This window comes from Stenotrophomonas tumulicola (genome assembly GCF_014117215.1).
Classification (GTDB): Bacteria; Pseudomonadota; Gammaproteobacteria; order Xanthomonadales; family Xanthomonadaceae; genus Stenotrophomonas; species Stenotrophomonas tumulicola.
The window spans coordinates 1-22,526 of record NZ_JACGXS010000007.1 but is presented as its reverse complement, the minus strand read 5'-3'; the positions used below and the strand labels follow the sequence as shown (position 1 = coordinate 22,526).

11 protein-coding genes and 1 pseudogene are annotated in these 22,526 nt (G+C 66.9%); 7 read left to right on the top strand and 5 right to left on the bottom strand.

The genetic code is table 11. From position 1 onward, the window contains the following. Window positions 1-97 precede the first annotated feature (97 nt). From H4O11_RS13370 to purL, 3 genes and pseudogenes are all read right to left on the bottom strand, one after another. Window positions 98-7,942 (bottom strand): ESPR-type extended signal peptide-containing protein, encoded by a 7,845-nt coding sequence (locus tag H4O11_RS13370; RefSeq protein ID WP_425506061.1) that lies wholly within the window; start codon window positions 7,940-7,942, stop codon window positions 98-100. After that, a pseudogene (locus tag H4O11_RS19590) lies at window positions 7,925-8,269 on the bottom strand (ESPR domain-containing protein); the annotation flags it as partial. The pseudogene H4O11_RS19590 and the gene H4O11_RS13370, both read right to left, overlap by 18 nt. Window positions 8,270-8,707: 438 nt before the next feature. Then, complete coding sequence (purL, locus tag H4O11_RS13365; protein WP_182339929.1) at window positions 8,708-12,592, bottom strand: phosphoribosylformylglycinamidine synthase; 3,885 nt, start codon at window positions 12,590-12,592, stop codon at window positions 8,708-8,710. Between the two features lie 549 nt (window positions 12,593-13,141). Here purL and H4O11_RS13360 point away from each other — a divergent pair. From H4O11_RS13360 to H4O11_RS13350, 3 genes are all read left to right on the top strand, one after another. After that, window positions 13,142-13,429 (top strand): hypothetical protein, encoded by a 288-nt coding sequence (locus tag H4O11_RS13360; protein WP_182339928.1) that lies wholly within the window; start codon window positions 13,142-13,144, stop codon window positions 13,427-13,429. Between the two features lie 115 nt (window positions 13,430-13,544). Continuing rightward, a complete protein-coding gene (locus tag H4O11_RS13355; RefSeq protein WP_182339927.1) occupies window positions 13,545-14,249 on the top strand; it encodes a hypothetical protein in 705 nt (234 codons plus the stop codon). A gap of 313 nt (window positions 14,250-14,562) precedes the next feature. Next, window positions 14,563-16,659: a glycosyl hydrolase family 18 protein gene (locus tag H4O11_RS13350; protein ID WP_182339926.1), complete on the top strand. Its 2,097-nt coding sequence runs from the start codon at window positions 14,563-14,565 to the stop codon at window positions 16,657-16,659. A gap of 54 nt (window positions 16,660-16,713) precedes the next feature. Here the strand turns inward: H4O11_RS13350 and H4O11_RS13345 are convergent, their stop codons facing one another. Next, window positions 16,714-17,487: a DsbC family protein gene (locus tag H4O11_RS13345; RefSeq protein WP_182339925.1), complete on the bottom strand. Its 774-nt coding sequence runs from the start codon at window positions 17,485-17,487 to the stop codon at window positions 16,714-16,716. A gap of 169 nt (window positions 17,488-17,656) precedes the next feature. On the opposite strand from H4O11_RS13345, the gene H4O11_RS13340 reads away from it, so the two are divergent. Beyond that, window positions 17,657-19,072: a hypothetical protein gene (locus tag H4O11_RS13340; RefSeq protein ID WP_182339924.1), complete on the top strand. Its 1,416-nt coding sequence runs from the start codon at window positions 17,657-17,659 to the stop codon at window positions 19,070-19,072. Between the two features lie 103 nt (window positions 19,073-19,175). Next, on the top strand, window positions 19,176-19,613 hold the full coding sequence (locus H4O11_RS13335) for a hypothetical protein (RefSeq protein WP_182339923.1): 438 nt from the start codon (window positions 19,176-19,178) through the stop codon (window positions 19,611-19,613). On the opposite strand, the gene xerD is transcribed toward H4O11_RS13335, so the two are convergent. Next, window positions 19,598-20,575 carry a site-specific tyrosine recombinase XerD gene (gene xerD / locus H4O11_RS13330; RefSeq protein ID WP_182339922.1) on the bottom strand — a complete coding sequence of 326 codons (978 nt, stop codon included), beginning with the start codon at window positions 20,573-20,575 and terminating at the stop codon, window positions 19,598-19,600. The two genes, H4O11_RS13335 and xerD, sit on opposite strands and share 16 nt — an antisense overlap. Before the next feature lie 56 nt (window positions 20,576-20,631). Between xerD and H4O11_RS13325 the strand changes: the two genes are divergently transcribed. After that, window positions 20,632-21,111: an RDD family protein gene (locus H4O11_RS13325; RefSeq protein WP_182339921.1), complete on the top strand. Its 480-nt coding sequence runs from the start codon at window positions 20,632-20,634 to the stop codon at window positions 21,109-21,111. Between the two features lie 142 nt (window positions 21,112-21,253). Beyond that, window positions 21,254-22,378, top strand: coding sequence for an alpha/beta fold hydrolase (locus tag H4O11_RS13320; RefSeq protein WP_425506060.1), 1,125 nt, complete (start codon window positions 21,254-21,256; stop codon window positions 22,376-22,378). Window positions 22,379-22,526 lie beyond the last annotated feature (148 nt).

Sequence of the window (22,526 nt, the reverse complement as noted above, 5' to 3'; positions counted from 1 at the left end):
GACCCGCCCCCTCAGGCCTCACTTGTGGGTGGCGACCGGGAGGTCGCCACATGGATGGAGGTGGTGGTGACGGCCCGTGGCCGTCACCTGCAGTGGGTTACCAGCCGAAACCGGCACCCATGCCGACCGAACTGTCGTCACCGCTGAATGCGCCACCGAAGGTCACCGTGGCGCGATCGCTGATGGCACGCTGGTAACCCAGCGACAGCGCCGATTCGCCCCCCTGGAAACCGACACCGACACCCACCCGGTTCTGCGTGCGGATACCGGCAGCACTGGTGGCCATGTTGAGCATCGCCGAGCTCATCGCGCCCTGGCGGTCGATGCGGCGGTCCATGTGGCGCAGCTTGCCGTCGATCTCGCCCTTGAACACGTCGAAGCTGTCGGACAGGGTGGAGAAACGCGTATCGGTATAGCTGTTGGCACTAGCCACGCCCTGGTCCAGCTGGTCCTTGTTGACCGCATCGGTAGCCTCGGTACCCGCCGCCACGTTGGTGACCTGGCGCTCGTTGCCGGTGCTGCCCACCGAAACGGTGTTGGCACGGTCGGCCACCGAGCCCTGGCCCAGCGCCACCGAATTGTCGCCCGATGCGGTGGCACCCAGGCCAATTGCGGTGGCACCGGCGCCGCTGGCGACCGCACCCTGGCCCACCACCGCTGCAGGGCTGGCATCGGCAGCGGGGACGGTCGCCGGCAGGCTTCCGGCACCCGCGGTAGACGGCCCCGAGCCGCCGCCGGCAGCCGGCGTGGGCGTGGGCGTGGTGCTGACGGGGGAGCCGGAGGCCAGGCTCTGGCCCAGCGAAGATACCCGTGTATCCAGCGCGCTCAACGCATCACCGACGTTGTTGTAGGTGTTGCCCTGGATCACGTAGTTGGGCGCGACGAACACACCCTGCAGGCCCACGCTGGCGCCGCCACCGAGCATGCTGGCGGCATTGCTGAGCGACTGGAACAACTGGTCACCATTGACCGCCTGGCGGCTGCCGCTGGCGATGCTGCCGCTGGCGACGTTGTCGATCGTGGTGCCCTGGTCTCCCGACAGGGTCAGCCGGCCACGATCGCTGTCGTCGTAGGCCAGCGAATTCGAACTGGTGACCTCGATGCTGCCGATCCGGGTGTCGATGTCGCTGACCCGGTTTTCCACTGCACCGACACGCTGGTTGGTCACCGTCAGCTGCGAGCCGGTCACCGCATCGGTGCTGTCCGCCGTCAAGCGTCCCTCGGCGACGTTGACGATACGGCGCGTGGCAGGCGCACTGCCGCCGGCACCGCCGCCCACCGACACCACGTTGGCCTCAAGCGCCTGGGAGCCCGCACCCAGTGCCACGCTGCGGGCACCGCTGGCCACCGCATCACCGCCCAGTGCCAGCGAGCCGGATCCCGAGGCGACCGCCGAATTGCCGACCGCGGTGGCGTTGAAGGCCGTGGCCTCGGCCAGGCCACCGACAGCCGTGCTGAAGTCCCCGCTGGCCTCCGCGCGGAAGCCCAGCGCCGCCGCGATACTGCCATCGGCCGAGCTTTCCGCACCGACTGCAGTCGCTGCATCGCCAGCTGCATTGCTGAAGTAGCCGACCGCGACCGCCTCCACGCCGCTGGCATCCGCCAATGCACCCGCGGCGGTACTGCCATCGCCGCTGGCCACGCTTGCGGCACCGTAGGCCGAACCCTGCTCGCCGGATGCCACGCTCTCCGCACCCGTGGCCGTTGCGTACTCGCCATTGGCCAGCGCACTGGCGCCGCTGGCGGTGGCATTGGCGGCCACGGCCTGCGCATTGGCGCCATTGGCGGTGGCATTTTCCGCAGCGGCCAGCGCGTTGAAGCCAACCGCCGCCGCATTGCTGCCAATCGAGGTGGCACCGCTGCCCAACGCTACCGCACCATCGCCGATCGCATTGCTGGCCTCGCCGGCCGCCAGGGCGTTGTCGCCTTCCACGTATGCGCCGGCGTCGCTGTCATCGCTGCCGCTGGCCTGGAAGTACTTGCTGGCGTTCTCCCCTGCCGCCGTCGCCGCGTTGAGCTGGTCCAGGTTCACCGCATCGGTGCCCTCGGTACCGGCGGCCACGTTGGTGATCTGGCGCTCAGCGCCGGCACTGCCGACCGACACGCTGTCATCGCGTTCGGCAATCGAATCGGCACCCAGCGCCACGCTGTTGAGGCCTTCGGAAATGGCTGCATTGCCCAGCGCGGTACTGTTCACGCCCGGCGACCAGGCACCACCACCGACGGCGGTGGAGTAATTTCCAGATGCTTCGGTGGCGAACAGCCCGCCCAGCGTGCCACCGACGGCCACGCTGTTGGTGCCAGTGGCCAGGCTGCCCTGGCCGGCCGCGGTGCTATAGGCACCACTGGCCACCGAATCACCGCCCAGCGCCAGCGAGTTGGCACCGGAGGCATTGGCGAAGCTGCCCAGTGCAGTGGCGTTGAAAGCCGATGCATCGGCATAGCCACCGATGGCCGTGCTGTAACCGGCCGTCGCCTCGGCCGCGAAACCGAAGCTGGCCGCCGTGGTTCCGATCGCCACGCTTTCGGCGCCGACGGCGGTGGCACCGCTGCCGTCGGCAGTGCTGAAGTAGCCCACCGCGACCGCTTCTTCACCGCTGGCTTCGGACAACACGCCGCTGGCAGTACTGCCTGCCCCACTGGCCACGCTCGCGGCACCGTAAGCTGCACTCTGCTCGCCGGACGCCTCGCTTTCGGAGCCGGTGGCGGTTGCATACTCGCCATTGGCCAGTGCATTGGCACCGCTGGCAGTGGCATTGGCGGCAACCGCCTGTGCATTGAATCCGCTGGCGGTGGCATTTTCCGCAGCGGCCAGCGCATTGAAGCCGACCGCTGCCGCGTTGGTGCCCAACGCCGTGGCACCGCTGCCCAACGCAATGGCGCCATCGCCGATCGCGTTGCTGGCCTCGCCGGCCGCCAGCGCGTTGTCGCCTTCCACGTATGCACCGGCGTCACTGTCTTCGCTGCCGCTGGCCTGGAAGTATCTGCTGGTGTTCTCGCCCACCGCGGCCACCGCGTTGAGCTGGTCCAGGTTCACCGCATCGGTGCCTTCGGTGCCTGCGGCCACGTTGGTGACCTGGCGCTCCGAACCGGCACCGCCGACCGACACCGTGTCGGCACGGTCGGCGACCGAGTTGGCGCCCAATGCAACAGAGTTGCCCGCTTCGGCGCTGGAGAAGTAGCCCACCGCCGTACTGTCCTCGCCGGTGGCGAAGCCCAGCGTGCCAACCGCCGTGGAGTTGTCGCCGCTGGCATAAGCGCCGGCACCGACCGCAGTTGCCGCTTCACCGCTGGCTTCGGTGGAGATGAAGAAGCCCAGGCCGGGAATCAGGTCGACCGGGCCACCGATGGCGGTGCTGCTGGTGCCCGTAGCCACCGTCTGCGTGCCGATGGCGGTGGAGTAATCGCCGATCGCATTGGATACCGCGCCGAAGGCAGAGGATTGCGCGCCTTCCGCATACGCGCCGACGCCATACGACGACGCCGCAAACCCGCTGGCAACCGAACTGGCACCGACCGCCGTACCGCCCACACCGGCGCTGGTGGCACCGGTATCGACGGCGACGCCGCCGTTGGTGATCAATGGGTCACCGTTTTCATCCACGGCCACGCCGCCCACCGCTACGCTGCCCGGGCCACTGGCCTGCGCGTTGTTGCCGAAGGCCGCGCTGTTCTGGCCGGCAGCCAGCGCATTGAAGCCCACCGCCGTGGCGTTGTCCGCCACCGCCGTGGCGCCACTGCCGAGTGCGGTGCTGCCATCGGCCAGCGCGTTGCTGGCTTCACCGATGGCGGTGGCGTTGGCACCGGCGGCAAATGCACCGGCGTCGCTGTCGTCGCTGCCGGTCGCCTGGAAATACTTCGCGGTGTTGTCGGCCACCGCCGCCACTTCGTCCAGCTGGTCCAGGTTCACCGCGTCGGTGCCCTCGGTACCGGCCGCCACGTTGGTGACCTGGCGCTCGGAACCGGCACGGCCCACCGACACGCTGTCATCGCGGTCGGCAACCGAATCGGCGCCCAGCGCCACGCTGTTGTCGCCCGACGACGTTGCCGCATTGCCCAGCGCGGTACTGTTCACGCCCGGCGACCAGGCCCCACCGCCGACGGCGGTGGAATAGTCGCCGGAAGCTTCGGTGGCAAGCAGGCCGAACAGCGCGCCGCCGACGGCCACGCTGTTGTTGCCGGTGGCCAGGCTGCCCTGCCCGGTCGCGGTGCTGTAGGCACCGCTGGCAAGCGAATCACTGCCCAATGCCACCGAACTGGAACCCGATGCCGTGGCGGTATTACCGACAGCCGTGGCATTGAAGGCCGACGCCTGGGCGAAACCACCCACGGCGGTGCTATAGCTCTGCGTCGCTTCGGCGCCAAAACCGAAACTGGCCGCGCTGGTGCCGATGGCCACGCTTTCAGCGCCGACCGCCGTCGCACCGCTTCCGTCTGCAGTGCTGAAATAACCGACGGCAACCGCTTCTTCACCGCTGGCTTCGGACAACACGCCGGTGGCGGTACTGCCTGCACCGCTGGCCACGCTGGCCGCGCCGTAGGCCGCACTCTGTTCGCCGGACGCTTCGCTTTCCGCACCGGTAGCAGTGGCGTATTCGCCAGTAGCCTGTGCATTGGCACCATTGGCAGTCGCATTGGCTGCCGCAGCCAGCGCGTTGAAGCCGATGGCTGCGGCGTTGGTACCGATCGATGTGGCACCGCTGCCGAGCGCCACGGCACCGTCGCCGATGGCATTGCTGGCCTCGCCGGCCGCCAAGGCATTGTCACCTTCCACATAGGCGCCCGCGTCGCTGTCCTCGCTACCGCTGGCCTGGAAGTACCTGCTGGTGGTCTCGCCCGCCGCTGCCACGGCGTTGAGCTGGTCCAGGTTCACCGCATCGGTGCCCTCGGTGCCTGCCGCCACGTTGGTGACCTGGCGCTCGGCGCCTTCGCTGCCTACCGATACGCTGTACTCGCGCACGGCTTCAGAGCCTGCGCCAAGGGCAACACTGTTGGCGCCCTGCGCACTGCTGCCGGCGCCCAGGGCGATGGCGCTTTCTGCCAGCGCCTCCGAGTTGGTACCCACCGAGATCGTATTGATCTCGTTGCCAAGCGCTTGATAACCCAAGGCGATGCTGTAGTCGCCATAGCCGAACGCGCCGCGTCCCACCGCGGTGGAACTGTTGCCATTGGCCCAACTGTTGTAGCCGATGGAGGTGGCGCCAGTGGCGCTGGCCCACGCTGCCGGACCAAACGCGCTGGCGTTGCTGGCGGTTGCCCACGCGCTGGAGCCGAATGCAGTGGCGCCTTCGGCGGTGGCCCAGCTGTATCCACCTACCGCCGTGCTCTCGGCACTGCTGGCGAATGCATTGTCGCCCAGTGCAACGCTGTAACTGCCCACCGCACGCGACTTGTTGCCCGCTGCCAGGCTGTTGTCGCCAGTGGCCTGCGCTGCCGCACCGAATGCTGCGCTGGTCACGCCGGTGGCCAATGCGGCATTGCCGATTGCCGTCGAACCCGCACTGGCGCTGGTACCGGTCAATACGGCATTGCCATCACCATCAACGATGGGACTGTTGTATTCGTCATAGGCCTGGCCCAGGCCGCCGATGGCGATACTGCCATCACCGTCGGCGCTGGTGTTGCGACCCAGCGCGACGCTGTCATCGCCGAACGCGGCGGCGCCGGCCCCTTGCGCCACGGCGCCGGCGCCGATGGCATTGCTGGCCGAACCTGCCGCCAGCGCACCCTCGCCCTCGGCCCATGCACCGACGTCAGTGCCGGTTTCCGGCTGTGCCTGGAAATACTTCGCCGTGTTGTCGGCGACAGCAGCCACTTCATCCAGCTGGTCCAGGTTCACCGCATCGGTGCCCTCGGTGCCCGCCGCCACGTTGGTGACCTGGCGCTGGAAGCCAGCGTTGCCGACCGACACGCTGTCGGCACGGGTTGCGATCGAGTCGGCACCAAGGGCCACGCTGTTGGCACCACGGGATTCGGCTGCATTGCCCAGCGCGGTGCTGTTCGCCCCGGGCGACCAGGCAGCGCCACCAACAGCAGTCGAATAGTCGCCTGAAGCTTCGGTGGCCAGGATGCCAAACAGCGCACCGCCCACGGCGACGCTGTTGCTGCCGGTAGCCAGGCTGCCCTGTCCGGTTGCCGTGCTGTACGCACCGGTTGCCTCCGACGAAGCGCCAACGGCTACTGAACCTGCGCCTACGGCAGCACTCTGCGTGCCCACGGCGGTGGAGAAATCACCAATCGCATTGGATACCGCGCCGAAGGCAGAGGATTGCGCGCCTTCCGCATACGCGCCGACGCCATACGACGACGCCGCAAACCCGCTGGCAACCGAACTGGCACCGACCGCCGTACCGCCCACGCCGGCGCTGGTGGCACCGGTATCGACGGCGACGCCGCCGTTGGTGATCAATGGGTCACCGTTTTCATCCACGGCCACGCCGCCCACCGCCACGCTGCCCGGGCCGCTGGCCTGCGCGTTGTTGCCGAAGGCCGCGCTGTTCTGGCCGGCAGCCAGCGCATTGAAACCCACCGCCGTGGCATTGTCCGCCACCGCCGTGGCGCCACTGCCGAGTGCGGTGCTGCCATCGGCCAGCGCGTTGCTGGCTTCACCGATGGCGGTGGCGTTGGCACCGGCGGCAAATGCACCGGCGTCGCTGTCGTCGCTGCCGGTCGCCTGGAAATACTTCGCGGTGTTGTCGGCCACCGCCGCCACTTCGTCCAGCTGGTCCAGGTTCACCGCATCGGTGCCCTCGGTGCCTGCGGCCACGTTGGTGACCTGGCGCTCCGAACCGGCACCGCCGACCGACACCGTGTCGGCACGGTCGGCGACCGAGTTGGCGCCCAGCGCCACGCTGTTATCGCCACGGGCAGTGCTGTAATAACCCACTGCGGTGCTCAGCTCGCCGCTCGCCCAGGTCTGTGCGCCAAGGGCACTTGCGCCCTCCCCGGGTGCATAGGCGAAGAAGCCCAGTGCCGTGGATTGCTCGCCTGCCGCCTCGCTCAGGGTGCCGCCCGCCAGGCTGAGGTCACCGCTGGCAATGGCGCCTGCGCCCACGGCCGTGGCTGATTCGCCGCTGGCCTGGGTCTGCACGAAGAACCCCAGGCCGGGAAACAGATCGGCCGGACCACCGATGGCGGTGCTGCTGGTGCCCGTAGCCACCGTCTGCGTGCCGATGGCGGTGGAGTAATCGCCGATCGCATTGGATACCGCGCCGAAGGCAGAGGATTGCGCGCCTTCCGCATACGCGCCGACGCCATACGACGACGACGCAAACCCGCTGGCAACCGAACTGGCACCGACCGCCGTACCGCCCACGCCGGCACTGGTGGCACCGGTATCGACGGCAACGCCGCCGCTGGTGATCAGCGGGTCACCGTTTTCATCCACGGCTACGCCGCCCACTGCCACGCTGCCCGGGCCGCTGGCCTGCGCGTTGTTGCCGAAGGCCGCGCTGTTCTGGCCGGCAGCCAGCGCATTGAAACCCACCGCCGTGGCGTTGTCCGCCACTGCCGCGGCGCCACCGCCAAGTGCGGTGCTGCCATCGGCCAGCGCGTTGCTGGCTTCACCGATGGCGGTGGCATTGGCGCCGGCGGCGAATGCGCCAGCATCACTGTCGTCGCTGCCGGTGGCCTGGAAATACTTCGCGGTGTTGTCGGCCACCGCCGCCACTTCGTCCAGCTGGTCCAGGTTCACCGCATCGGTGCCCTCGGTGCCTGCGGCCACGTTGGTGACCTGGCGCTCGGAACCGGCATGGCCCACCGACACCGTGTCGGCACGGTCGGCAACCGAATCAACACCCAGTGCCACGCTGTTGCTGGCCGAGGCGATGCTGCCCGCGCCGAGCGCAGAACTACCGAGTCCGGTCGCCTGGGCACCGCCTCCAAACGCCGCAGCCAGTGAAGCGCTGGCGACACTGTTGCTGCCGATGGCGACCGCAAACATGCCGTTCGCTTCGCTGCTGGCGCCGACCGCTATCGCATTGATGCCATTCGTGCGGGCGTTCCCGGCAACCGCGCACTCCACCAGGCTGCCATCGACCCGTTCACAGGTTTCGTTGCCGCCAACCGCCACCGACTGCGCATGGGCCTGCGGCATGCCAGCCGCCCATCCCAACGCCAGTGCCAGCGAAGCGCCTACCAGGACCGGAGCGCTGCCATTGCGGCGTCGCTTGTCGATGACGGTCCCGGGCTGGTCGGAAGTGGCAAGTTCCGAGGCCACCACCATCTGTCCGAGTGCTTTATTCCAGACCTTGCGATAAATCCGATTCATCTGATACGACTCCTGGTTGGACTGGTTTTGGGCAAAGCAACGCCATCGCCGGGCGCATCGGCCCAACGTCCCCTAAGGGCGCTTGTTCGCGAGATTTACTGCAGTTGCCGGACGACGAGCAGAGAAACGTACAGCGGTGCGCGCGATCCTGCGGGTACGGCTGACTGAACACTTCCAGAACGAGATAGAAGATGTAACGTGAACATTTGGCAACGTCAATAGTTTGACCAACAAAAACGTATTGACGTGATGCAAATCACATTTTTACCCATTCATAAGCTTCACCCGTCAGCGCATGACGGATGCGATGCCTTCCGTCACCATGTCCACAACGTCGCCGTCTGGTCGATAACGTCGGCCAACATAAAAAAGGCCCGCCGGTTTCCCGTCGGGCCTCCATACGCCAAGGCACTGGCGCGCCGCATCACCCGTGGGTGGTCATGCGCACCATACGCGGGCGTTGCGGAACATCCGCAGCCACGGCGAATCGCCCTGCCACTCCGCCGGTGCCCAGCTCAGGTTGAGCGCGCGCGGGGTGCGTTCGGGATGCGGCATCATCAAGGTGACCCGGCCATCGGAAGTGGTCAGCCCGGTGATGCCATCCGGAGAACCGTTTGGATTCAACGGATACTGGCTGGCTACCTTGCCTTCGCCATCGATGAAGCGCAGCGCCACGCGCGCCGCAGCCTGGTCGACGGCATTGTCGAACACCGCACGCCCTTCGCCATGCGCCACCGCCACCTGCAGGCGCGATCCCGCCATGCCCCGCAGCAGGATCGACGGCGATTCCACCACTTCCAGCAATGAAGTACGCGCTTCGAACTGCTCGCTGGCATTGCGGCGGAATTGTGGCCAATGCTCGGCGCCGGGGATGATCGCCTTCAACTGGCTGATCATCTGGCAACCATTGCACACCCCCAGCGCGAAGCTGTCCTCGCGCGCGAAGAACGCGGCAAAGGCATCACGGAGCGCGCTGCGCTCGAGGATCGACGTCGCCCAACCGCGGCCTGCACCCAGCACGTCGCCGTAGCTGAAGCCACCACAGGCGACCAGGCCAGCGAAGTCCTGCAGGCCGACGCGGCCATCGACCAGGTCGCTCATGTGCACGTCGAACGCACGGAAACCAGCACGTTCAAAGACGTTTGCCATCTCGACCTGCCCGTTGACGCCCTGCTCGCGCAGGATGGCGATCTTCGGCCGTGCACCGGTGGCGATGAAAGGCGCGGCAATATCCTCGTCGATGTCGAAGCTCAACTTCGGCTTCAGCCCCGGCGCATTGAAACTGCGTGCAATGGCGCGCTCCTGGTCGGCGCTGTCCGGGTTGTCGCGCAGCTTCTGCATGGCATGGGTGACCGACCACCACGCATCGAACAACGCCTCCCAGCGCCACTGGACGAGGTCTTCGCCATGCAGCGACACGCGCACCACCGGTGCAGTGGTGGGCCGCGCGATGCGTTGCGCGCATTCGGTCAGCGCATGTCGTTCGACCAGATCGGCAAAGGCCGCACGGTCCTCCCGCGCCACCTGTACCACCGCTCCCAGTTCTTCGTTGAACAGGCTGCGGAACGGATCATCGCCCCAGGCGTCGAGCAGGATGTCCAGCCCCATGTGCGAGGCGAATGCCATCTCGCACAGCGCCGCAAAGGCGCCGCCGTCGCTGCGGTCGTGGTAGGCCAGCAGCAGGCCAGCCTGGCGTGCATCGCGGATCAGTTCGAAGAACCCGCGCAGGCGCTGCGGGTCATCCAGGTCCGGGACCTTGCCGCCGAATGCCGGCAACCCGCTGTGGTCGGCATGCACCTGGGCCAGGATCGAGCCGCCCATGCGCTGCTTGCCAGCGCCCAGGCCGATCAACCACAGTTCACTGTCGACGTCCCGCTGCAACAGCGGTGTCAGCTGCTGGCGCACATCGGTCACCGGCGCGAACGCAGAGATGACCAGCGACACCGGCGACACGCTCTTGTGCGCTTCACCGCCATCCTGCCATTGCGCCTGCATGGACAACGAGTCCTTGCCGACCGGAATGCTGATGTCCAGTTGCGGGCACAGCTCCATGCCCACGGCCTTGACCGCATCGAACAACCGTGCGTCTTCGCCGGCATGGCCAGCAGCGGCCATCCAGTTGGCCGACAGCTTTACTTCTTCCAGCGCGTCCACCGGGGCGGCGCACAGGTTGGTGATCGCTTCGCCCACCGCCATACGTGCCGAAGCGGCCGCGTCGAGCAGCGCCAGCGGCGTGCGCTCGCCCAGCGACATGGCTTCGCCAACCACGTCATCGAACGCGGCCACGGTGATGGCGACGTCGGCTACCGGAACCTGCCACGGGCCGACCATCTGTTCGCGTGCGGTCAGCCCGCCAACGCTACGGTCGCCGATGGTGACCAGGAAACTCTTCGACGCCACCGTGGGATGCGCAAGCACGCGCAGGCCCGCTTCGTGCAGGTCCAGCCCCTGGGTCTTCAATGCCGGCCAACGCGGTGCCGGCGGATGCGCGGCATCGCGGTGCATCTTCGGCGCCTTGCCGAACAGCACGTCCATCGGCAGGTCGATCGGGGCATCGGCCGGGATGTTGCCGGGCACCGCGCCATAGGCCACCACGAGGTGCTGTTCAGCGGTGGCAATGCCGACGGCGGCGAACGGGCAACGCTCGCGCGCGCACAGCGCCGCAAACTCAGCCAGGCGCCCGGGCGCCACGCCCAGCACATAACGTTCCTGCGATTCGTTGCACCACAACTGCATTGGCGACAGCGACGGGTCATCGGTGGGCACCTTGCCCAGATCGATCACGCCGCCCACGCCGGAATCATGCAGCAGCTCCGGAATGGCATTGGACAGGCCACCGGCACCGACGTCGTGGAAGAACTTGATCGGGTTGTCCAGGCCCATGGCCACGCAGCGGTCGATCACTTCCTGGCAACGCCGTTCCATTTCCGGGTTGTCGCGCTGCACGGTGGCGAAATCGAGGTCTTCGGCGCTTTCACCGGAGGCCACCGACGAAGCAGCGCCACCGCCCAGGCCGATCAGCATCGCCGGGCCCCCCAGCACGATCACCACATCGCCATCCTGCAGCGGAATCTTCTCCACCTGCACGCGATCGATCGCCCCAAGGCCACCGGCCAGCATGATCGGCTTGTCGTAGGCACGGGTCAGCGCCTCGCCTTCGGGCAGCTCGAAGCTGCGGAAGTAGCCGAGCAGGTTCGGGCGGCCGAATTCGTTGTTGAACGCAGCGCCGCCCAACGGACCGTCCAGCATGATGTCCAGCGCCGGTGCCATGCGCGGGTTGAGCGCACGTGGCGCCTCCCACGGCTGCGGCAGGCCCGGGATGCGCAGGTGCGATACCGAGAAACCGGTCAGGCCGGCTTTCGGTTTGCCGCCACGACCGGTCGCCCCTTCGTCGCGGATCTCGCCACCGGCACCGGTGGATGCGCCCGGGAACGGCGCGATCGCGGTCGGGTGGTTGTGGGTTTCGACCTTGATCTGGAATGCGCTGGGCAGCACCGCTTCGCTGCGGTATTCGCCCGTGGCCGGATCCGGACGATAGCGCGCCGCAGGACGACCTTCGATCACCGCCGCGTTGTCGCTGTATGCGCTGAGTGTGTGCTGCGGGGTCTGCTGGTGGGTGTTCTTGATCATCCGGAACAGCGAGCGGTCCTGCTCCTGGCCGTCGATGGTCCAACTGGCATTGAAGATCTTGTGCCGGCAATGCTCGGAGTTCGCCTGCGCGAACATCATCAGTTCCACGTCCGAGGGCTTGCGGCCCAGCTGGCCGAAGCGCTCGCGCAGGTAATCGATCTCGTCCTGCGCCATCGCCAGGCCAAGGCGCTGGTTGGCGCCTTCCAGGTCATCCAGCGCTATCCGCTCCAGCGTGCCGCGTGCCGGCGTGCTGAACAGCGCCTGCGCCTGTTCCACCGCGCCCAGCACCGACTGCGTCATCGGATCATGCAAGGCCTTGGCCAGCGCCTGCTGCACGGCCGGGTCGCTGGGCCAGTGCAGCACGTCGATGCGCAGGCCGCGCTCCACCCGGCTGACCGGCTGGCCGGCACCGCGCACCAGTTCGGTGGCCTTGCTGGACCAGGGTGACAGCGTGCCCAGGCGGGGGACCACGAAGCGGCTGGTGGCCCCTTCGGCAACCGGCTCGGCCTGCTCGCCTGCTTCCAGGATCCGGCGCAGGGTGGCGGCATCGGCACTCGCCTGGCCCTCCAGCTGGACGAAGTAGACGTGCCAGGCACCGCTGATGCGCAGATCGGCAGCGATAGCCTGCAGGCGGGATTCAAGACGTTCGCGGCGGAACGCCGACAGGGCGGGCGCGCCCTCGAGGACCATCATGTCCGGGGAACCGTGGTTGGGAAACGGGCCGGCTATTGTACCGGAAGCAGTGCGGCGGTCCTGCCGCCGTACCGGAACCGGCATGCCCGGCGATGCACGGGAAATGAAGGCAGGCCCCCAGGCGGGCGACAACGCTACAGGCCACCCCACCTGCCTGAACATGTCGCCATGCCCTCTGTCCCTGCCTCCATCCTGCCCATCACGCCAGGCCTGCCTTCCTCTGCGGCCCCGCTGCGCGGAAGCCCGCGTCCGATCGCCGCGACAGGCACGGCACCCGCCAGCGTCGGCAACGCCGCCTTGCGCCGTGGTTGCGATGGCGGGCAGCAGGACCTGGGTGGGCATCGCGCCCTGCACGAAAACGCTCCGCGCCCGGTACAGGCTGGGCAGAATCCACCCGGCCTGATGGCACCGGCCCCCACTCCACGCCGTCGCGCCCCGGCCGCGCCGATGTTCGCCGATCTCCGGCTGCGCCCATCACCCCTCCCTCCCCTGGCCCACAGCGAGGCGTGGCGCCGGCCTGACCCGGCACCGCCACCGCAGGTGACAGCGATGACGCCCAAGCCCCATTCGCCTGACATGGTCCTTGAGGCGTGGCTATCCGAGCGCCCGATCCCTGTCTTGCGCACGGAACATCATCCACTGGGCTTGATCGGCCTGCAGGGGTTGCCCTTGCGGGAGCGCAACGGCGACCGCGCCGGTGACCCATGGCCCAGCCGCAGCTGCGTCGTGGGCGGCACCGTAGCGCACGCCATCGCTACACGAAAAAACCTTTCACCGCAGACGAGCGAACTGCATCCGCTGGGCATCTTCCGCGCGCTCACCAAGGCGCGTATCTGATGGCGGTGGCCCGTTGCACGGCCGCACAGCAACCCAGCGGCTGCGCGATTTCTGGCGGCACTCCATAGCTGCAGATTCCACGCTGGGCACCTTCCCCCTATATCTGGAGAGCAGCATGATCCGCACCATCTATTCCCCCCCCAGTTTCGTTGCGCGCGCTGTCGACACCTTGCCGCGCGTCCCGCAGAGCAGCAAAAACCTGTCGCCATCGCGCATACACAACAGCACCACCTTGCCCCGCCCGTTGCCAAGGCTGGCGAACTATCGCGAGTTCACGCGGGACTACACACCGCGCGGGCCTGTGTCCTTCAACGTACGGCAGGCCGCAGCCACGGCCGTCCCTGCGGCATCGGCTCCTTCAACCGCCCCTGCCAGCCGGAAACTGTGCGCCTTCACCGGACTTCCCCTCCACAATGGCAAGCTCAGCATCGGTCGCGGATTCATCACGCGTCCCATGAGCGCCGCGTTGCGCACTGCATCGCCTGTACCAGCCACGGTCACTCCGCACGCACCACGGATGCGGCTATCACTTGGCGTATTAGCTGGCGTAGCGGTTGTCGGGACCGCAGAAAACGCCGCGCAACCAGCGCAGTCCCCACCCTCGGTGATTTCGCATACGGCATCGGCGTCGCAGCCAGCCCCGAACCCGACACGGACAGACGGCGAAACCGTCCTGAACAACATCGGCAGGATCAGGCAGATGTGGCAGAGCGGCTACTTCACAGCTCGAGGAAACCCAGCGCATACACCGCGAACTGCCCTGGACTCGGTGCATCGCATCCAGCAAGAGATCGCACAGGCACGAATGCGGGGCAACTGAGCCCGATCACGCATTCCTCCGCCCTTTCGAAGCCATCCGCCATGCCGCGGGGTGACGCCCAGGCAATCCTGGCGCTTCACCAGCGCCAGGACGCGCTACGTGCAGCCGCCTGCGGCTGCCATCCCAGACACGCAAAAAGGGAACCAGCGCACGGTTTGCTTGACCCATCGATGACAACGTTGTCGTAACCGCCTCATGCCAAGGCGGTGGTCTGGTCCGGCTCCCTCCGTCGCGGACTTCGCGGCGCTCGGACCTGCGTTACACGCGGCGCCATCGTGGCCCGCGCGACATCCTGATCGATCGGAGACACACCATGTACGACTCGATTGTGCGCAGTGCCGTCCGTCCCCTCCATGTCCTTCGCCACCATCGTCCCGGGTGGCTGCTGGCGCTTGCCATCAGTGGCGCCTTGCCCACCCTGGCGCATGCCGCCAACTGCAGCGGTGTCGATGAATGGGACCAGGCGAAGATCTACCGCAGCGGTGACACCCTGCAGAAAGGCGGGGTGCTGTACCAGGCCAGGCAGGACATCTGGAATGCACCACCCGACCATCCAGCAGGCGCCCCGTACTACGACAACCTCGGCAGTTGCGACGGTGCCGGCAACAACCAGCCGCCAGTGGTCGGCCTGACCTCGCCGGCCAACGGAGCCACGTTCACCGCAGGCAGCACGATAACCGTCAGCGCCAACGCCAGCGATCCGGACGGCAGTGTCAGCAAGGTGGAATTCTTCCGCGGCGGCAACTCGCTCGGTGTCGATACCAGTGCGCCGTACAGCGCCAGCTGGTCCAACGCCAGCGCGGGCAGCCATACCCTGCGTGCGGTGGCCACCGACAACAACAACGCCATCGCCAGCTCGGCCACCATCACCATCAGCGTCACCGCGGCAGGGGGAGATACCACGGCGCCCAGCGTGCCCGGCGGCCTTGCCGCGGGCACCCGCACCGCCACCAGCATCGCGCTCAGCTGGAACGGCTCTACCGATAACGCCGGTGGCAGCGGGATAGCCGGTTATGACGTCTACCGCAATGGCAGCCTGGTCGGCTCACCGTCCAGCCCCGCCTATACCGATGGTGGACTGACACCGTCCACGACCTACAGCTACAGCGTGCGGGCGCGCGACAACGCCGGCAACGCCTCGGCACAAGGCAGCGCGATCAGCGCCGCCACCGTGGCCGACAGCGGTGGCGGCGCCGGCAAGCGGGTCATCGGCTACTTCACCCAGTGGGGCATCTATGGCCGGAACTACCGGGTGAAGAACATCGACAGCAGCGGCTCGGCGGCCGGGCTGACCCACATCAACTACGCCTTCGGCAATGTACGCAACAACCGCTGCGAAGTAGGCGTCACCCAACCGTCGGATGCCAATACCGGGGCCGGCGGTGATGCCTTTGCCGACTACAGCAAGGCCTTCGCTGCAGCCGAGAGCGTGAGCGGCAGCGCCGACAGCTGGGACCAGCCGCTGCGCGGCAACTGGAACCAGCTCAAGCAACTGAAGGCGAAGCACGCCGGATTGAAGGTATTGATCTCGCTGGGCGGGTGGACCTGGTCGCGGGGTTTCTCCAGTGCGGCACGCCCGGAGAACCGCCAGGCCTTCGTTGCGTCGTGCATTGATGCGTACATCCGCGGCAACCTGCCGGTGACCGATGGCGCAGGTGGGCCCGCCGCCGCGCTGGGGGTGTTCGACGGCATCGACATCGACTGGGAATATCCGGTGGCCTGCGGCATCGCCTGCGGCGCGCCGGAAGACAATGCCAACTTCACCGCGCTGCTGGCGGAATTCCGCAGGCAGCTGGATGCAGTTCGCCCCGGCCTGCTGTTGACGGTCGCCGTTGGCGCCGGCATCGACAAGATCCGCGTGACCGATCCGGGTGCCTACCATCCGTACCTGGACTACATCAATGTGATGACCTACGACTTCCACGGTGCGTGGGACCCGCAGACCAACCATCACTCGGCGCTGTTCGATTCGCCGTCCGATCCATCCAGCGGTGACCAGCAGCAGTACAACAGCAATGATGCCATCGAAGCCTTCATCAGCCGCGGCGTACCTGCCGCCAAGCTGAACCTGGGCATCGGCTTCTACGGACGTGGATGGAACAACGTGGCCGGCGGCAACAACGGCATGTACCAGACCGCCGGGGGACCCGCGGCGGGCACCTACGAGGCCGGCATCGAAGACTGGAAGGTGTTGAAGAACCTTGGCTGGCCGACGTACACGGACACTACCGCCGGCGCGACCTGGGTCTACAACGGCAGTACGCTGTGGAGCTTCGACACGCCGGCCAACGTGGCCCGCAAGATGGGCTACGTAAAGACCCAGGGACTCGGCGGTGCGTTCTTCTGGGAGTTCAGCGGCGATGACGCGCAGGGCACCCTGGCACGCGGCATCAGCGACGGGTTGAAGTAACCTCGTGCAGGCTCCCCGGCAACGGCCGGGGAGCTTTCGGCCGGGGCCGCTGCCTCAGCGGCCACTCCGTTCCAGCGCAGCCTTCAGCTGCGCCGGTGGCAGGTAGCCGCCCAGCTGCGTGCCGTCGGCGGCGAAGATCGCCGGGGTGCCGTTGACGCCCAGTTGCTGGCCCAGCGCGTACTGCATTGCCACCGGGTTGGTGCAGTTCTTCGCCGGCACCGGACTGCCCTGCTTGGCAGCGGTCAGCGCCTTGCGACGATCGGTGGCACACCACACCGAAATCATGTCGGTGTAGTCCTTGCTGCCCAGCCCCATGCGCGGGAACGCCAGGTACTCCACGGTGATGCCGTTGCGGTTCAGTTCGGCGATGTCCTGGTGCAGCTTGCGGCAGTACCCGCATTCGATGTCGGTAAAGACACTGATGGTGTGCTTGGCATTCGGGGCCGCGAAGACGATACGGTCGCCATGGTTGGCCTTGTCCAGCAGTCCGCGGCGATAGGACAGCAGTCCTTCGCTGTTCACCAGCGCCTTGGCCTGGATGTCATACGGCTGCGATTGCATCAGGTAGCGGCCGTCATCCGAGACGTACAGCACCTGGCCGGATACCACGACCTCCCGGAAGCCGGGGAACGGGGCGGCGCCGATGTAATCCGGCTTGAAGTTGGCATCCAGCTGCTGCAATGCCGTGCGTACTTTCTGCTCGGCCGGGCCGCCGCCTGTGGTACTTGCAGACGATGACGCAGCCACCTTTGCGGCGGGAGGGGCCTGTTGCGCGCAAGCGGTCAGGCTGAGTGTGCCGAACGCAACGGCAAGAGCGAAACGGAGCATCGGAGATTCCGGCGGATCGGGAAAGATGCCCTGATTCTCGCATACCCGGTGCTGCCATCCGTCACCCTGACGTTGCTGCCCTGATCGACGCTGGCAACCGTTTTCTGGGAGCGCGATCCCATTGCCGGGCACATCATCGCAGCCTCAAAATGCTCCCTGGAACGACGATATGAGTTTCATCCCCCCGCTTGGCCTGATGCTCCGTGCGTACGCGCTCAGGCAGACAAGCGCAACGGTAAAGCTGGCTGCCACGCACTATTCGGCTGCCAGGTACCACGCCGCGCTAATGGCAATCCGCAACAGCGAAGACAAGCTGGCGCGACGATACTGGTCGGGGAAAGCAAGCACGGAAGAGCTTGTCCTGGGAGCAGTACGCCTTGGGAAGCTGGGGGCGACGTTGTTCGACCGCAATTCGCCCAGAATGTCGACGGGAGGCGACACCAACACGCTGCTTCCTCCGAACAAGCTGCTCATGGCCAGGTTGCTTGAAATCCGCATGCTGCAACCCTCCAGGCCGTATGCACCTGCCGTGGCAGCACTGCAGGGCATACTGCTACGAAACAACCCTCATGGCCGCTACGACCGCACGATGCTGGCCCACGACTTCTGGGCGGGTGATCTCCTCGAGGCGGATGTCATGGAACAACGCATTGTTGAACTGGCTCGACATGAGCTACGGAACAGCGACGAACGGCATTCAGCGGGGGCGGAACTCAAGCGCACCTCCGAAATCATCGATTTCGTTTCGACGCAGAAACCCACGTCGCCGGCAACCGCCATCTCCCGCATGCAGGAATGGACCCTCCGTTCCTTGAACGCTTCGATACAGCAGCGCAAGGTTAATCAATCCAGGCTGCTGCCGCATGGCCCTGCTGCGTTTGCCTCCCGTGCGGACGAGGTGGCGACAGCCTTCTGGGAAGGTCGCCTGCCCGACTTCGACGATCTGGCGAACCGGGTAGAGAGAGCCGTGGCCTGCGCACTCGGCGATGCGCCCGCTGCAGATCCTGCCACCGCTGCCAAACGGTGCCATCTGTCCTTCGAAGTGATCGTGTATATCGAGCAACGGAAGCCACCGGAAGCGACAGCACTGCATGGCACCTGGTCTGTGCTTGCCGAAAAGCTCGAACGCAAGGCTGCCGCCACGCTGCTGGAAGCCAACCAGCTCCCCCCACCCGAACATCCCGGCATACCTGACGCATGGTCCCCTCGCGCCAATGGGGAGCCCCTGCACATGCCGCACTCCCAGGCTTTCGACGACGCCCCCGATAACTGGTCGAATGAAGGCAGCAGTGTCCCGGCGCCGACGATGCGCCTTTATCGCAGCTTCACTGCTCCCGACCTTCGTTCATTTGACGACATCATGCTGGAAAGCCCGACATCAACGCTGGCGTCCTCGGGAATCGGCTCGATCGGCATGCCCATGTCGACTCCGCCGCAGCACGTTGGACACGCCGGCAGGGAGCACGCCCCCAACAAGGAGAAGGTCGTATTCGACGCGATAAACACCGGAATGAAGGGGTCGCCTGCAAACCGTTCCAGCAGCACCTCATCAGGCATCTCTTCGACCGAAGGCTTCTCCATCTGAATCGTCTCGTCACGCACACGCACGACCGATTTATGAAAGGAATCGCATGGCCAAATCATTAAGCCTGTAAGCATCGAAGCTGACATGCCACCCCGTGCACTGGATGAATACCGCCTTCCTTTGGTTCCGCGCCCGCGTGCTCCGCAGTACGCGGGCGCACCTGCAGCGAGCGGAAGGATTGATCAGCCGCTACCTGCACGGCGAGCTGGACGAATCGCAGCAGCAGAAGGCCTTGATACGGAGCCTGCGTGCCATCGACTCGGTGGAAAGACATCTTGCACGCCAATACTGGAGCCACCGATGCGATGCGCAGTCGCTGCGACACCACGTCGATGAGCTGGCCTGCATCCGGGCCAGGTTGTCATCGCAGCCACATGCACAGGGCGTGGCGCAGACGCTGAGGACGGTATCCAACCTGTGCCCCGCGCGGCGCCAGCTCAGGGACCTGGATGTCCTGTGCCAGCAGCTCCGGCTGCCGGTGCACAGCGCGGGAACCGCCCGCTCCCAGGCGCGGGAAGAGCGATTTCAGCCCCGGGGATGATGCCGCGCGTGCAGCTTCTGCAGGTGCTCGCGTGCCACCAGCGTGTAGATCTGCGTGGTCGACAGCGAGCTGTGCCCCAGCAACATCTGCAGCGCACGCAGGTCCGCGCCACGGTTCAGCAGGTGCGTCGCAAAACTATGCCGCAGGCCGTGCGGACTGATCCGTGCCGGATCGATTCCCGCCAACGCAGCGTATCGCTTGACCAGGTGCCAGAACCCCTGCCGGCTCATCGGGCGCAGGCTCGGCTCGATGAACAATGGCACCTGGCCGCTGGCATCGGCCGGTACCGCGCGCTGGTTCGCCAGTTGCGGGCGCGATTGCTGCAGGTAGCGTTCCAGCCAGTGTTGCGATTCTTCGCCCAACGGAACCAGGCGCTCCTTGCTGCCCTTGCCGGTAACCCGCAGCACGCCCTGGCGAAGGTTCACCGCAGTGGCGGGCAGCCCCACCAGCTCGCTCACGCGCAAACCGGCGGCATACATCAGCTCCAGCATCGCGCGGTCACGCAGGCCCACCGTATCGTCGACATCCGGCGCCGCCAGCAGCGCGTCTACCTGGCTTTCCGCCAGTGCCTTGGGCAGCAGCCGCGGCAGCTTCGGCGGATCCAGCAGGGCGGTGGGGTCATCGCTGCGCGCACCACGGCGGACACAGTCGGCGAAAAAGGCCCGCAACGCGGACAGCAGACGGGCATTGCTGCGCGGCGACCAGCCATGGCGGGTACGCCAGGCGAGGTAATCGAACAGGTCTGCGCGGTCGATCATCGCCAGCCCCCCCGCTCGTCCGTCACGCCAGCGGGCCACGCCTTCCAGGTCGCGCCGGTAGCTGTCCAGGCTGGCACGTGCCAGCCCGTGTTCGGCCCAGGCGGCATCGAGGAAACGGGTGATCAACACGCCATCCGCGCTGTCCAGCGCGGGCAACGCCTGCACCAGTTGCCGGCGTTCGGCAGGGGTAGCGGCAACGACCATGCCGGAAGGATACGCGGCGCGCTGCGTCGCCCACCAGCTTTGCGTATGCTCGGCGCATGGCCAGCACCCACAACGAGGTCTCCGTGTCGTCCAGCCGCCCGCCCTCCCTGCTGGGATGGCGCCTGTTGTCACTGCTCTACGACCTGTTCCCGGCGCTCGCGCTGTGGATGTTCCTCGGCTCCCTGTTCGTGATCGCGTTCACCCTCAGCGGGCATGCCCAACGCGAAAACATCACGCCCTTCAGCGGATGGCAGTGGGCGTTGTGGGCCAGCTGCTGGCTGGTCACTGGGGTGTATGCCACCTTCAGCTGGCGACGTGGTGGCCAGACCCTGGGCATGCGCCCATGGCGGATCGCGGTCGTCCCCATTGATGGCGGAAGGGTCACCCTGCGCGCACTCTGGTTGCGCTACACCGTCGGCACGCTGTCGCTGCTGCTCTGCGGCGCAGGCTTCTGGTGGGCGCTGCTGGATCGGCAGCGACGGGCCTGGCACGACCGTGCCAGCGGCACCAGGGTCGTCCGCCTGCCGAAGCGGTAGCGCCGGGCCACGCCCGGCGGATGGAGGCACCGCCACGCAGCTGAATCAATGCTGCACTGTCATCAAGTCGTCATCGAACAGCGGTAGATCGCACAGGGCCACCCTCGCTAGCCTGTGCAGCCAATTCCGTGTCCCGATGACCATGATGCGCTTGCTGCTGGCCTGCGCGTGCCTGTGGCTGGCCGCCTGCTCCCCTTCTGCTTCCACCTCGCTGAGCGAACGCCTGGTGTCGCCCGGCGGCGCCTCGCCGCTGCTGGACCAGGCCCATATCGCCGCCACCATCGCCACCGTGCCCAACCGCAGCGGCTACGTGGCCAGCCGCGCAGGCGTGCGCATCTTCTGGCGCGCCTTCGATGCCGGCAACTATGGCCTGCGCTACCACTACGCACGGCCCCGCCACGAGGGCGGCGAGGCGATGGACATGGACCTGCGCCTGGACCTGCCCCGGCCATTCACGCCGAAGGCATCCCGCGGCACCGTAGTGCTGCTGCACGGCTGGATGATGAGCGGTGATTCCCTGCTGCCCTGGTCGCTGCAACTGGCACAGTCCGGCTACCGGGTAGTCACCATCGACCTGCGCAACCATGGCCACTCCGGCACCGGGCCTGCTGGCTATGGCACGATCGAATCCGACGAAGTGGTCGATGTCATCGCCGATCTCCGCAACCGCGGCGAAGTGCAGGGACCGCTCTACCTGTTTGGCATTTCCTACGGTGCGGCCACCGCGCTGTTCACTGCGGAAAAACTGGGTCCGCAGGTGGCCGGCGTGGTCGCAATGGAGTCATTCGCCAATGCCGGCGATGCCATCCGCAGCATGATTCCGCACCTGCTGGCCAGCCAGCCGCAGGGCTGGCAGGCACAGACGGTCGCGGCTTATGCGCGCTGGCGCTATGGCGCGCAGGACATCAACCGCGTGATCGCGGCGGCCAACCACCGGCTCGGCGTGGACCTGGACCGGGTCGATGTCTCCCGCGCGGTGGCCGACAGCAGTGCCTGCGTGTTGTTGTTGCATGGTGATGGCGACCAGCATATCCCGGTCAGCCAGGGCCGCCAGCTGGCACGGGCCAGCACGCGCGTGCATTACGTCGAGATGCGCGGCGAAGACCACATCACCCTGCCGATGCGCATCGACCTGCTTGGCGGCATGGTGGGCGACTGGCTGGCACGCGACGGAAGCGGTCCTGCCGGTACCTGCCCTGCCCCACGCATGCCGGTCGAAGCGAATTTCATGGCGCTGGCGATGCCGGTGGGTGGGTCGAACGGGTGAAACCCCCTCGCGGCTGGTGGGCTTTCGAGCTGCATCTGGGGGTTGGCCGGGGCGGGTGGGGTATGCGGGGCACGCGTGAATACATCCTTGTAGCTCTTCGCGGCTCCTGCCGCTCAAGGCCCCGCATACCCCCCCCCCCCCGCCCCCG

Coding starts and splice junctions, on each gene's coding strand:
- H4O11_RS13345 (WP_182339925.1), bottom strand. CDS start 17,487: ATGCTCCGTTTCGCTCTTGCCGTTGCGTTCGGCACACTCAGCCTGACC.
- xerD (WP_182339922.1), bottom strand. CDS start 20,575: ATGGTCGTTGCCGCTACCCCTGCCGAACGCCGGCAACTGGTGCAGGCG.
- H4O11_RS13360 (WP_182339928.1), top strand. CDS start 13,142: ATGACGCCCAAGCCCCATTCGCCTGACATGGTCCTTGAGGCGTGGCTA.
- H4O11_RS13340 (WP_182339924.1), top strand. CDS start 17,657: ATGAGTTTCATCCCCCCGCTTGGCCTGATGCTCCGTGCGTACGCGCTC.
- purL (WP_182339929.1), bottom strand. CDS start 12,592: ATGATGGTCCTCGAGGGCGCGCCCGCCCTGTCGGCGTTCCGCCGCGAA.
- H4O11_RS13355 (WP_182339927.1), top strand. CDS start 13,545: ATGATCCGCACCATCTATTCCCCCCCCAGTTTCGTTGCGCGCGCTGTC.
- H4O11_RS13370 (WP_425506061.1), bottom strand. CDS start 7,942: ATGTTTGCGGTCGCCATCGGCAGCAACAGTGTCGCCAGCGCTTCACTG.
- H4O11_RS13325 (WP_182339921.1), top strand. CDS start 20,632: ATGGCCAGCACCCACAACGAGGTCTCCGTGTCGTCCAGCCGCCCGCCC.
- H4O11_RS13320 (WP_425506060.1), top strand. CDS start 21,254: ATGATGCGCTTGCTGCTGGCCTGCGCGTGCCTGTGGCTGGCCGCCTGC.
- H4O11_RS13350 (WP_182339926.1), top strand. CDS start 14,563: ATGTACGACTCGATTGTGCGCAGTGCCGTCCGTCCCCTCCATGTCCTT.
- H4O11_RS13335 (WP_182339923.1), top strand. CDS start 19,176: ATGAATACCGCCTTCCTTTGGTTCCGCGCCCGCGTGCTCCGCAGTACG.